At 41.4% G+C, this 13,175-nt stretch carries 11 protein-coding genes; 6 read left to right on the top strand and 5 right to left on the bottom strand.

Features of this window, described 5'->3' with window-relative positions:
• Positions 1-133 precede the first annotated feature (133 nt).
• From argS to NVS78_RS10790, 6 genes are read left to right on the top strand one after another with little or no spacing between them, the layout of a single operon-like run.
• Positions 134-1,921 (top strand): arginine--tRNA ligase, encoded by a 1,788-nt coding sequence (gene argS, locus NVS78_RS10815; RefSeq protein WP_286359185.1) that lies wholly within the window; start codon positions 134-136, stop codon positions 1,919-1,921.
• A 17-nt stretch (positions 1,922-1,938) separates the two neighbouring features.
• On the top strand, positions 1,939-2,445 hold the full coding sequence (locus NVS78_RS10810; protein WP_286359184.1) for a flavin reductase family protein: 507 nt from the start codon (positions 1,939-1,941) through the stop codon (positions 2,443-2,445).
• A 2-nt stretch (positions 2,446-2,447) separates the two neighbouring features.
• Entirely contained in the window at positions 2,448-3,290 is an 843-nt protein-coding gene (locus NVS78_RS10805) for a histidinol-phosphatase (RefSeq protein WP_286359183.1), read from the top strand.
• An 11-nt stretch (positions 3,291-3,301) separates the two neighbouring features.
• Positions 3,302-4,318, top strand: a complete 1,017-nt coding sequence (locus NVS78_RS10800; protein ID WP_286359182.1) for an FKBP-type peptidyl-prolyl cis-trans isomerase — start codon at positions 3,302-3,304, stop codon at positions 4,316-4,318.
• 36 nt (positions 4,319-4,354) lie between these two features.
• The gene (locus tag NVS78_RS10795) at positions 4,355-5,323 is read left to right on the top strand and encodes an FKBP-type peptidyl-prolyl cis-trans isomerase (protein ID WP_286359181.1); all 969 of its coding nucleotides are present in this window, start codon (positions 4,355-4,357) and stop codon (positions 5,321-5,323) included.
• A 12-nt stretch (positions 5,324-5,335) separates the two neighbouring features.
• A complete protein-coding gene (locus NVS78_RS10790) occupies positions 5,336-6,109 on the top strand; it encodes an inositol monophosphatase family protein (RefSeq protein WP_286359180.1) in 774 nt (257 codons plus the stop codon).
• 31 nt (positions 6,110-6,140) lie between these two features.
• Here the strand turns inward: NVS78_RS10790 and NVS78_RS10785 are convergent, their stop codons facing one another.
• From NVS78_RS10785 to NVS78_RS10765, 5 genes are all read right to left on the bottom strand, one after another.
• The gene (locus tag NVS78_RS10785; RefSeq protein WP_286359251.1) at positions 6,141-7,463 is read right to left on the bottom strand and encodes a DEAD/DEAH box helicase; all 1,323 of its coding nucleotides are present in this window, start codon (positions 7,461-7,463) and stop codon (positions 6,141-6,143) included.
• Between the two features lie 72 nt (positions 7,464-7,535).
• Positions 7,536-8,333 carry a patatin-like phospholipase family protein gene (locus NVS78_RS10780; RefSeq protein ID WP_052634359.1) on the bottom strand — a complete coding sequence of 266 codons (798 nt, stop codon included), beginning with the start codon at positions 8,331-8,333 and terminating at the stop codon, positions 7,536-7,538.
• An 88-nt stretch (positions 8,334-8,421) separates the two neighbouring features.
• The gene (gene gap, locus NVS78_RS10775; RefSeq protein WP_041502144.1) at positions 8,422-9,426 is read right to left on the bottom strand and encodes a type I glyceraldehyde-3-phosphate dehydrogenase; all 1,005 of its coding nucleotides are present in this window, start codon (positions 9,424-9,426) and stop codon (positions 8,422-8,424) included.
• Positions 9,427-9,682: 256 nt separating this feature from the next.
• Complete coding sequence (gene tilS, locus NVS78_RS10770; RefSeq protein ID WP_052634357.1) at positions 9,683-11,038, bottom strand: tRNA lysidine(34) synthetase TilS; 1,356 nt, start codon at positions 11,036-11,038, stop codon at positions 9,683-9,685.
• A 117-nt stretch (positions 11,039-11,155) separates the two neighbouring features.
• Positions 11,156-13,024 carry a hypothetical protein gene (locus tag NVS78_RS10765; RefSeq protein ID WP_286359179.1) on the bottom strand — a complete coding sequence of 623 codons (1,869 nt, stop codon included), beginning with the start codon at positions 13,022-13,024 and terminating at the stop codon, positions 11,156-11,158.
• Between the last annotated feature and the right edge of the window lie 151 nt (positions 13,025-13,175).

The following is a 13,175-nucleotide window of genomic DNA, read 5'->3' as shown; positions in this document are numbered from 1 at the left end:
TTTTCGTTCGGATCATTCGTTCAAAAATGGAAATAATCGCGGGAAAAAGTGTTTTTTCCGATTAATTGCGGATATTATCTTGATAAATTGTATTTTTGCGGATGTTAGTGAATGGTTTAAAAGTTTGAACGATATGACGATAGAAAAAATGCTCACTCGGCAAGTATTGGAGGCCGTAAAGGCGTGTTACGGGGTTGAATTGACAGCTAAGGATATTCAGTTGCAGGAAACGAGAAAAGAGTTTGCCGGAGATTTGACGGTAGTGGTTTTTCCGTTTACCCGATATTCTCGAAAATCTCCTGAAGAGACAGCGAAAGAATTGGGAGAGTATTTGAAACAGAATATAGAAGAGGTCAAGGAATACAATGTTATTAAAGGTTTCCTTAATGTTACGATCTCTTCTGCTTATTGGCTCGAGGTGCTGAATGAAGTTGCGGAAGAAAAGAGGTTCGGCTACTTAAAAGAGAAGAGCGGGAAGACGATTATGATAGAGTATTCTTCTCCTAATACGAATAAACCGTTGCATTTGGGTCATATACGGAATAATTTGTTGGGGTGGTCTGTGTCTGAAATCCAAAAAGCGAACGGCCATGAGGTGATTATGGCTAATTTGGTAAACGATAGGGGAATACATATTTGTAAAAGTATGATAGCCTGGAAGAAATTCGCGAATGGAGCAACACCGGAATCCACCGGAACCAAAGGAGATCATTTCGTGGGTGATTATTATGTACGTTTCGATAAAGAGTATAAAGCTCAAATAAAAGAGCTGGTGGGGAAAGGAATGCCGGAAGAGGAGGCGAAGAAAAATGCTCCGATTTTGTTGGAAGCTCAGGAGATGTTGCGAAGATGGGAGGCTGGAGACGATGAGACCGTGGCTTTGTGGCGGATGATGAATGATTGGGTATTGAAGGGATTTGATGAAACCTATCAATTGATGGGGATCTCTTTCGATAAGATCTATTTCGAATCGGAAACTTATAAAAAGGGGCGTGATCTTGTGTTGAAAGGGTTGGCTGACGGAGTTTTGTATCAGAAAGAGACGGGAAGCATTTGGGCGGATTTGACAGGGGACGGGTTGGATCACAAATTGTTGTTGCGGGATGACGGCACGTCCGTTTACATGACCCAGGATATTGGGACGGCTTACGATCGTTTTAATGAATTTAATATCGATCAGGAGATCTATGTCGTGGGTAATGAGCAGAACTACCATTTCCAAGTGTTATCACTGATTTGTAAAAAATTAGGTTTCGAGTGGGCGGATAAAATCAAACACCTCTCTTATGGAATGGTGGAATTGCCCGAGGGAAAAATGAAATCAAGGGAAGGTACCGTGGTCGATGCCGATGATCTTATTGCGGAGATGATTCATACCGCACGGGTGACCTCGGAGGAGTTGGGAAAGTTGGAAGGTTATTCCAGAGAGGAGGCAGAAGAGGTGTATCGTAAAGTTGCTTTAGGTGCTTTAAAATATTTTATTTTAAAGGTGGATCCCAAGAAGACGATGATGTTCAATCCGAAAGAATCGATTGATTTTAACGGGAATACGGGACCTTTTATTCAATATACCTATACGAGGATTAAGTCGGTATTGCGTAAAGCGGCAGAAGCCGGAATTACGGTTGAACCGGGAGATATCCATACTCCGTTGACGGAAAAGGAACAGAATCTGATTAAGTTGATTGCTAAATTGCCTTCGGTTGTAAAAGAGGCCGGAGACAATTATAGTCCTGCCGTATTGGGAAATTACGCGTACGAGCTGGCCAAGGAGTTTAATCAGTTTTATCACGATTACTCTATTTTGAAGGAGAATAACGTGGCTGTTCGGAATATCCGATTGTTGTTGGCCCGGCAATGCAGTGAGGCTATAAAAAGCGCTATGGGTATGTTGGGTATCGAAATGCCGGAAAGAATGTAAACGGAAGAGAAATAAGTATGCTTCAGAAAATAGATCCTAAGGTCATTCAGGAGAATGCCATAAAATTAATCGGTGAGGAGTGGATGCTGATTGCCGCCGGTAATGCCGATCGTTTTAATATGATGACGGCGAGTTGGGGTATGATGGGTTTTTTGTGGAACAAGCCCGTCGTGACCGTTTTCGTACGTCCGCAGCGCTACACGTTTGAATTTATGGAAAATAATGCCTATTTTACGCTTAACTTTCTGGGAAAAGAGAATCGGAAAGCGTTGAATGTATGCGGTTCGATTTCGGGTAGGAGTGCGAATAAGGTAGAGAAGAGTGGATTGATTCCCGGTTTTACGCTATTAGGGAATCCTTTTTTTGAAGAGGCCCGATTGGTTTTGGAATGTAAAAAAATATACGCGGATTGGTTAAAGGAAGATGCTTTTGGGGAGAAAACGCCGATAACGGAAAACTATCCAGAAAAAGATTTTCATAAAATATACGTGGGTGAGATTGTTAACGCTTGGATGAAAAAGTAAGAATGGATTTATGTAATTATCATAGTCATTGTACTTTTTGTGACGGAAGAGCACCTGCAGAAGATTTTGTAAAAGCGGCGATAAAAGCAGGATTTCATAGTTATGGAATCTCTTCCCATTCCCCGTTGCCGTTTGAGACCGACTGGTCTTTGAAACGGAGTGAGGTGGGGAATTATTTACGGGAAATGCAAAGGCTTAAACGAATATATGCCTCAATGCTTGAGGTATATGTAGGGTTGGAAATTGATTATTTGAATGAGGAATACGGACCTTCTTCCCTTTATTTTCAACAATTGCCGTTGGATTATCGTATCGGTTCCGTTCATTATGTGGTAAATCCGGAAAGAGGAGAAATGATGGATATGGATGGAAGAGTCGAGGATTTCCGGAGGAATTTGGATAAGGTGTTCGCCGGAGATTTGAAGCTGTTGATAAAGAGCTATTTTCAGGCCTCGATGCGAATGGTTGAGTTGGGCGGCTTCGATTTCGTTGCCCATGCGGATAAGGTGGCGATGAACGGTTCGCTTTGCGATCCGGAAATAGTGGACAGCAACTGGTTTCGAAACATGATGATGGATTATTTGAGGGTGATTGCAGAGAAGGGAGTGATGATGGAGATCAATACGAAAGCTTATGTGCGGAGAGGAATGTTATTTCCGGACGTGCGTTATTTTAAAGAATTGAAGGAGTTGAAGATACCCTTGATGGTTAATTCCGATGCTCATGAGCCTGAAAAAATCAATCAGGGCAGGGCGGAAGTATTTGGGTTGTTGTGGGAGGCCGGGATTCGGAGTACGGTACATTTGCGAAAAGGATTTTGGGAAGAAACAGAGATAACGGTTTAATAAAAACAAGTATGGGAAAGTATTGTATTTTATCGGTATGCGTGTTGATGCTGAGCTTTTGGAGTTGTTCCGAAGAAAAAGAGGATGACCTGATTGATGTTCTGGAGAAAGAATCCGTCGATATTCGGGAGTACTTGAGGGAAAATGTTACGACTCCCGTTACTACGGTGTGTTTTTATTCCGTAAAAGGTTTGCCGATAGATTCTATCTATATCTTTAATAATGATAAGACGGGAACTTTAGTAAAAGAGGATGAATACGCCCTGATCGATTATGACGTATTGGACTTGAACGGGAAATACATGGACTCTACCGATCCGCAACAAAAACTGGATTCTACTTATGTCAGGACCTATGCGATGGGAGGACCGGTATATAATGTGCTCGATACGGCGAATAAGTTTAATTATATCGGGGAGGCGTTGAAGTACATCGGAGAGGGTAAAACGGGAGAGATGATCGTTCCCTCTAAATTAGGTAGTCAGAACGGAAAGTCGCTACTGTATAGGCTTCAGGTAAAACGGGTTATTCCGGATTTCAAAGAGTATGAAGGTGCTTTAATTCAATCTTATATAGACAATCACATCCAAGACAAGATCGGCGAGCCTGTCGAGATAAGGCGAAACGATTCGATTGCCTATTTGGTGATGACACACCAGGGAAGTGGCGTCTCTGTGATCAAGGAGGGAGATACGGTCTCGATTTCACATGAGACATACGTTTTGACCGAGGGATTATTAAAGCAGTATGAAGTCTGGGACAGCGTGACGATGATTCATCCTCAGGCCCCGAGAAACGGGACGATATTGGAGGTTTACGCGAAAGCTTTGACTTATTTGCACGAAGGCGATGAAGCTACGATAATCGTACCTCATGTGCTGGGGTACGGGCGTGCGGGGGTGAAGAGTGCGAGCGGACAAATTTTAATACCTTCCTTTTCAACTTTGGTATACACGTTGAAGGTAAAGAGGGTAGGCATATTTACTCCTCCGGAAAATCCGGAGACAGGGAGAGGTAATGAACCATGACAGATGGTATTTTAATAACAACTAAAAAAAACGGAAATGAAAAAAAACAATTTAATTTGGGGATTAGGCTTGCTGATGGGTATATTCGCAAGTTGTTCGGATGGTGTAGATACGATCGATATTAAAAAGGTTCTTGCTCAAGAACAGAAGAATATCGAAGCTTATCTTGATAAAAACGCCAAAACAGAGATAATAAAAATACCTGTATCGGAACAAAGTCAGCATATTGCGGATATGTATGTATTCAATAACGATCGGACCGGAACGGTGGCGGAAGATAAAGAGTGGGTATTGGTCAATTATGATCTGACGAATTTAAATGATTACCTTTTCGATACGACGGATCCGGCCAAGGCTGCGGGTGCAGGTAGTGGGTTTACTGCCACTTTTCCTTACGGGGGGCCGGTATATTGCCGGGTGGGAGACGGTAGTTTCGAGGGATTGTTAGCCGGATATGTCGGTGAAGGTAAAAAAGGAAATTTACTTGTACCCTCTCCGGTGCTGTACAGTAACGGAATTACCCATCTGTATGATATGAAGGTGGAGAAAGTCGTGGGAAAAGATCTGTTTTCCTATGAGAAAGAGATGATTAAACGGTATATGGATGAGGTCTATGCGAATATTCCTCGGGAAAACATTTTGGATGTGAAAAGTGGCGATACGACAACCTATATTGTGCGGACGACATTGGCTTCGGAGGGAGAAAACATTGAGGCGAAAGACAGTGTGCGTGTTGTATGTGCGGCTTATCTTTTGGATGAAGTGAGAGATCGGGATAACTTAAGACAAATTATAAAGCTCGAGGGAAATGAACCGGTGAAGTGGTTGGTAAGCGATTTAATAGATGGTTTGAGATTAAGTTTTCCGCTATTGAAAGTCGGTGATAAAGCCGATATTATCGTGCCTTACGGTATGGCTTATGAAGATAAACTTTTTAGAGGGATTCCTCCTTATTCAACCATTATTTATCAGTTGGAAATTAAAGAAAAGATTGCCAAAAAATAAAGAAGTAAAGAGATGGACCTGGATTTGAAAAGTACGCTGGAACTTGTTGTTGGCTGGGCGAAAGAGGTCGGAGGTATGCAACGCTCCTATTTTAGAGGTGATAATTTGGGAATTGAGACCAAATCGAATGTTTTCGATGTGGTGACTAAGGTGGATAAGTTATGTGAAACCTTTTTATTGGAGCGAATAAATGCCTCTTTTCCGGCTCATGGCGTGTTGGGGGAGGAGAGCGGAGAGCATGATGTTCATAGTGATTACTTGTGGATTGTGGATCCATTGGATGGAACAAATAATTACAGTCAGGGGCTTCCTGTTTTTTGCGTATCTATCGGATTGACCTACAGGGGAGAATCCCTTTTAGGTGTGGTATACGCTCCCTATCTGGATGAAATGTATACGGCGATCCGGGGGAAAGGCGCTTTTAGGAACGGAATCTCTATTCGTGTATCGGACAAGAAGGATTTGGCTCATAGTGTATTGGGAACAGGTTTTCCATACGATAAGGATGTAAATCCGGATAACAATGCCGCTAATTTAGCTCGTATTCTTCCGCGTATCCGGGGAATCCGGCGATTGGGATCGGCTGCTTACGACCTGTGTTGTGTGGCTGCCGGTTTTTTGGATGCTTATTGGGAATTGGGACTGCATCCTTGGGATGTATGTGCCGGGGAGCTTATCGTACGGGAGGCCGGGGGAGAAATCCGCTCTTTTCGGGAAAACAGGGGGATTGCCATAATGGCCGGAAACATTCATCTGATTACAAAAATGCAAGAATATGTAAAATGAAAAAACGAGGAGGCTTGCCTCTTCGTTTTTCTTAGAAGGAGATGGCGAATTTTGTTTTCATGTTTTTGATTTTTTCATTCCGAATAAGGGAGAGGGTTTTTCGTATCCTGTTTCGTTTAATGGCCGCAAAAGCATGAAAATCTTTTATCTCGATACGTCCGATCTCCTCTTTATGTAAATTCCCTTTTTGACAGAGGAAACCGACGATATCCATTTTGCTCAGTTTGTCTTTTTTCCCTTTTCCGATGTATAAGGTGTCCCATTCCGGTTTCGGGGGAATCTTATCTTTGCCGGATAAACGATATACCTCCGGAATTTCCGGGAGATAGGCGGGAAATATTTCCGATTCTCCTATGAGTACAAAAGCAGTTCCCGAAGCTTTCATCCTGGCTGTACGTCCGTTACGGTGGATAAAGGCCTCTTCCGTATCCGGGAAATGATAATGGATGATGTATTCTATTTCAGGTATATCTAATCCCCTGGCGGCTAAATCGGTAGAGATTAGGATGGTCGTGCTGCCGTTCCGGAATTTGCATAGAACTCTTTCCCTTTCCGCTTGTTCCAGTCCGCCGTGAAAAAACTCGTTTTCCACCGCCTGTTTCCGAAGATAGGTGCTGATCCGTTCGGCATGTTCTCTGTAATTACAAAAAATAAGGGTCGGGGACCCGTTTAACTCGCCTAACAATCGGTATAGGGTAGTAAGTTTGTCCGGATCTCCTGAATAGACGGTTTTTATTTCTAATTTACCCAAAGGTGTTTTTTCTAAAAAATTAATCGCGTGAGGCGATTTTATCCCGACAAATACGGGGATCTCAACGGCCGAAGTAGCAGAAGTGAGAATCCGCTGCCGAATTCCGTGTAAGCAGGCAAATATTTCTCTCATATCTTCAATAAATCCGAATTCAAGCGATTTATCGAATTCATCCAGGATAATCGTGTGTACCTCTTTTAAATCGATAGTTTGCCGATCGATATGGTCTAATAGTCGTCCGGGAGTACCTATGAGTAAAGCCGGAGGGTAAACGAGACTTCTCTCTTCAACTTGAATATCGTGTCCGCCGTAACAACATACCACCCGATAGGAACTTCTTAGAGAGCGAAATACGGATTCGATTTGGAGTGCCAACTCTCGGGAGGGGGTGAGAATCAATGCTTGTATCTCCTTTTTGTCGCTTGATAATTTTTCTAAAAGAGGAAGTAAAAAAGCTAACGTTTTTCCGGAGCCGGTCGGGGATAACAGAAGGATATCCCTGTTATTTCGTTGAGCTTCGATGGCTTGGATTTGCATCTCGTTTAAGGTTGCAATTCCGAGCGATTGCAATATATCCCGAAAAGTGTCGTCGATAGGTGGCATTAGTATGATATGAATTTTCGACAAAAGTAATATTTACTTTTCGGTTTAAAACAGATACGACTGATTATTCGGTCAGTTTAGTCCTAAAGTGGCCATTGTTTTGGGGCGTTTAAACATAATCATGGCTTCCTTATAGCCTTCGTCGAAAATTTTTTCCGTATTGTTCAGATCGAACATACTGTATTGACTGATATGTTTGGGCATGATCAGAATATCGCAACTTTTAGCATCGATATTCATGTTGGAAAGGATTCCCATGTGGAAGGAGCGCTCTGCGAGATGTACTAAATTTTTAATGTGATCACTGGGTTCAACCGGATCGATATGGACTCCGATAATGATATCGCATAAATCGCGAATCGGACGTACCGGTAAATTCATAAAAACACCGCCGTCCACGTATTGTTGATTGTCGATAACCGTAGGTACGAATACGATAGGGACGGATGAAGATGCCACGACCGATGGAATGACCTTGCCGCTATTGAAGTGAGCGGGAACACCTAAATTCATGTTAGTCGCCGTGACGACTAAAGGAATTTGGAGTTGGTCGAAAGTTTCTACTTGAATGAATTCGGACAATCGTTTTTCCATGCCGCCCATCATCATAACGCCCATTTTGGAGACAACAGGACGAGCGAAGTCTAACATCTTGGTTCCTATAAAGAACGAAAGCGATTCTTCTGCCGTATGTCCGGAGGCGATCATGACTCCGGCAATAGCTCCGGCACTGGTACCGGAAATAATATCGGGTTTGATCCCTAATTCTTGCATGGCCTTGTATACTCCCAAGTGTGCAAAACCTCTTGCCCCTCCTCCACTTAAGACTAACCCCAAATGATAGGGTCTTTTTTCCTTGATTATATCCATAGAATATATAATGTTGCTTATTTACTATACGGGAATGAAAGAGAATGGTTGAAAAAAAGAGCCGGTTTATAACCGGCTCTTTTCGTATTTATTTTACGGTCGCCATATGAGCGATTAATTCGATTACTTTGTTTGAATACCCCCATTCGTTGTCATACCAAGAGACCAGTTTTACGAAGTTGGGATTCAATGCGATACCTGCTTTTGCGTCGAATATGGAAGTACGGGCGTCACCTAAGAAATCGGATGAAACAACATCTTCTTCCGTGTATCCTAAGATTCCTTTTAATTCGTTTTCAGAAGCTTCTTTCATGGCAGCCTTAATTTCATCGTAAGTTGCCGGTTTCTCCAAACGACAAGTTAAATCAACCACGGAAACATCAAGCGTCGGAACCCGAAATGACATACCTGTCAACTTGCCGTTTAATTCGGGAATTACTTTGCCCACGGCTTTAGCTGCTCCTGTAGAGGAAGGTATGATATTACCGGCAGCAGCACGTCCGCCTCTCCAATCCTTGACAGAGGGACCGTCAACTGTCTTTTGAGTTGCGGTAGTGGCGTGTACAGTAGTCATCAAACCTTCAACAATGCCGAATTTGTCGTGGATTACTTTTGCTAACGGAGCCAGACAGTTGGTCGTACAAGAAGCGTTGGATACGATAGTTTGCCCGGAGTAAGATTTATGATTTACACCCATAACGAACATGGGAGTATCGTCTTTTGAAGGTGCTGACATTACAACACGTTTTGCTCCGGCCTTTAAATGAGCTTCGGCTTTTTCTTTTGTCAAGAATAATCCGGTAGATTCTACAACATATTCAGCTCCTACCTCGTTCCATTTTAAATTGGCTGGGTCTTTTTCAGCCGTAACGCGAATAGCTTGCCCGTTTACAACTAATTTGCCGTCTTTCACTTCGATCGTTCCATTAAAACGTCCGTGCATGGTATCGTATCTAAGCATATACGCCATGTACTCCACGTCAATAAGGTCATTAATCCCTACGATTTCAATATCGTTTCTACCCATAGCTGCACGGAAAACCAAACGACCAATACGTCCGAATCCGTTAATACCAACTTTAATCTTTGACATTTCTAATTATATTAATCGGTTAATAATGATGTTATTATTCTTATCATTCTCTTATTTTCATACAAAAGTATGGATAAAAAAATGAAAAACAAAGAAGTTTTGGAATTGTTATACGCGAACGTTTTTTTTCTTAAAAAAATTTGCGCAAACGTTTTAAATTACTATCTTTGCCCACGCAATCTAAGAAATGTTTTTTGCTTTTATAAGTGTAGTAAATTTATTGTTAGTGTGTTAAAAAGAGGCTGAGGCCTCTTTTTTAATTTTTTGCCTGTTTTTCTCCTTGAGGTTTGGCTGAGACTTTTATTATTAAAGCTTTTTTGGTGCCGGGAGTAATTTTATAACGATCGTCCAAACGATGTCCCACGACCCAAACGATGTCTTTTCCGGATTGGATGATAAGGCATTCTTTTTTTTGTTTTGCGCTGAACTTTAAATCGGTAAATAAATCACTCAATTTCTTTTTGCTTCTTTTCATTCCTAATGGACAAAACCAGTCTCCTGTAGCCCAATGACGTACGATAAGAGGATAATTGATTTTATCTAAATCGAAACAGGCGATATGGCTTTCTTTGGGTATTTCAAACTCGGGAGTGATCTCCGTTTCATCCAACGTAAAAGTGACGTTATTTAAATAATAAGTACCGTTGTCGGCCATTAGAGTATGTTCGTCTTCTTTTTCAAGGATATTAAATAATCTCCAGTACGTGCGTCCTTTGGTCAATAAGTACTCTTCCGCTTGAAATTGTTTCCCGGGGATGGAATCGTTACTTTCTAATATATCTTTTACCTGAGTGGTATTAAATCCGTAAGGTTTTAATATCTCGTATAATAAAGTATAAGGTGCAGGTGAATCTAACGTCTGTTGGATATGGATTAGTATCTCTCCGTTTTCTTCGGACATGATTTGTCGTTTCAACTGTTTTATACCGTGTAGATAGATTTGTTCGACTTCCCGCATCGCCTGACAATTTTCCTGTACGGTTTTTAAAAAGGAGGGATTGATGTCTTTGCATACTGGAATAATAAGGTGGCGGATTTTGTTTCGTACGTAATCTAACGTGTTGTTCGTTGAGTCAACACGGTACCCTAACTTATTGAGAGTAATATAATCGATGATTTCATTTTTAGAGCGGTTTAATAGAGGACGTAATATCCGTCCGTTTATCGGACGGATTCCGGTGAGTCCTTTAATGCCGGTTCCCCGGCAGAAATTGATAAAAATAGTTTCAGCCAGGTCATCGGCATGATGTCCCACCACGATATAGTCCATGTTTTTTTTCTGACGGACTTCTTCAAACCAATTGTATCGCAGTTCTCTGGCAGCCATTTCAATACTTATTCCTTTGCTTTTGGCGTAAGCGAGCGTATCGAATTTTTTGACGCTATGAGGGATTCCGTAAGTGTCACAAAATCGCTTGACGAATTGTTCGTCCATATTGGATTCTCTTCCACGCAAATTAAAGTTGCAGTGTAGTGCCAATATTTTGATATTTAGGTATTTAAATGCATGTAGCAAGGCTATCGAATCAGCTCCTCCGCTTACCGCAATGATAAAACCGGCGTTTTTGTCGATGGAATGCTCTTCCAGGAAATGATTAATTGTCTCTATCATGATTTTCTCGTTCTAATGATAGACCAAAATAGCGATTTTTATCGAGATTATGAAAATTAGCATATCGAAAGTTCTGTAAAAAGACGATCGGCCTCCGGCTATCTCGTAAAGAGAAGATTACCAGAAATGTACTTCTCCGTTCTTGTAGGTAAAAGGACGTTCTTCCCGTCCCGTCGTGTGATTTCTTAACCAGTATAAGGCTCCGGCCGGGACGGATTCGTACTCGATATAATGATCGTCCGCTCTTTTCCGTCCCAGGGAGTGCCAACCGTTACGGTCGTAAAAGAACAATTCGTACTCGTTGCCGGGGTATATACCGTTACCGTCGTTTTGAGAAAGATAACCGACGGAAGAGATTTGTACCGGTTCCCCGAAATCCAGAAGGAGATTCCTGTACATGTAAGTATAGGTTAACGGATCGTTGTCGCCTAAATATTCTTCCTGGCGGTTTCTATCCTGAGGAATGGTTTTCCAGGATAAATAATTCCCTTTTGCGTCACGGAATACAAGTTCTGCTATATGAGAGTAATGCGTATTGCTTATTTTCCAGTACCGGTATTTTAAATTCGTATCCACTTTGAATGTCGTGTAATGCATGTATGGGTTTTCGGTAATTTTGTGGATGATTGTCGAGTCTTTAAACGAAAGGGTATTGGAGGCACTGAAACAGTTCCCCTTTAATAGCTCTCCGTATACGGTTTTGTAACCGATAACGGGAAATTTCCGGGTAATCCTGATGGTTTGACGTCGGGTGGTATCCGGAATCAAAAAATCGGTTTCGCCATTCATTTTTAAAATAAACGGGAAGTTTCCGTTCATCAGCTGATTGCCTGAGAAGTAGACCGGAAAATAAACAATACCTCTTCCTAATTTTGGGAATGTTACTTGATCGCATGTTATTTTGCCCCACCCCACGATTTTTAAAGTCAAATCGTTAAACATAGCTATATAGGCGTATTTGACACCGCGAGAAGGAGGAAATAAAAGCTTTACCTTTACATCGGAAGTGTTGAGGTATACATCGGTCACGTCTTTATTAAAAGGATCTTTGAAAAATTCTGGAATAAAATTTTTCCCTTCCGGATCACGCGGGATTTCGTTGATGGAAAAAGTTCTCCGGTACACTTTCGGGGCTGTTTTCCCTTCGACCTGATAGGAGGAAAGGGTTTTGTATTTGGGATCGATAACGACCATCCAATAATGATATCCGTTCATGTCGGCCCAAGCCGGGACGAAATCGATGGTACAGGGAATGCCTACCTTGCGGGTCGCTATTACGCGTAACCGGCTGTCGTTGATACACTCGTATTTTTGGTAGGGAATACCGGCAATCATATCGGAAGAGGCTTGTTCGCTGCTATAAAACTCAATAGATGTTTCTTTTGCCAATTGGAACGCGGAATATCTTTGATCGTCACAATAAGTCGTCTTTTCTGTAATTTTATTTTCGTAAATGGGGATAATCGAATCCTTCCAATTGTCGAGTATCTCGTTATCGATACGATAGGGTAATAGATATTCACAAAAATCCTCGAATGGTAAAGATTCCAACCAAGGTTTGGTTTCCAGCATTTTAAAAGCTACGTCTATGTTATGGATCAAATAGTCGGCTTTGATATGTTTGATATCTTCCTCTTCTTGTAGTTGTTCTCTGTACTCTTTATAACGGTAGGGTTGCATTAAGATGATTTTTTTTAGCCAATAGGAATCCGGTAACGTATCGACAATATTTTTAAACTCTCTCAGGTAGGGGCCGTTGTAGGAAAAATGACCAGGCATATTTTCAATGAGGAAAATAGCCGCTTTCCGTTTCAAGCTATCGGCCCGGTCTTGTGAATAATGCTTTAATACTTTTTCTAATTCTTGTCGATTTTTTCCGCTTAATTTTAAGGCATCGTTTAACTTTTCGGAATGTGTACGACAAGAAAAGCATAACGTGGTGCAGAAGATCCACGATAAATAGATAAACTGTTTTATTTTTATCATAGCAGCTATTCGTTTTATTTTGGCAAAAGTAATGAAATTTATCTCGGTTGTAACGTGTTCTATTTTTCATTTGATATCGATCAATAATAGATAAATCTCTTCTTTTATGACTTTTGTAATTCATAAAATATGTGAAATATGCACGAGTCTC

This window comes from Gabonibacter chumensis, assembly GCF_024741215.1.
In the GTDB taxonomy this organism is placed as follows: domain Bacteria; phylum Bacteroidota; class Bacteroidia; order Bacteroidales; family Marinifilaceae; genus Gabonibacter; species Gabonibacter massiliensis.
The sequence above is the reverse complement of the archived record's forward strand: the minus strand, read 5'-3'. Positions and strand labels throughout refer to the sequence as shown.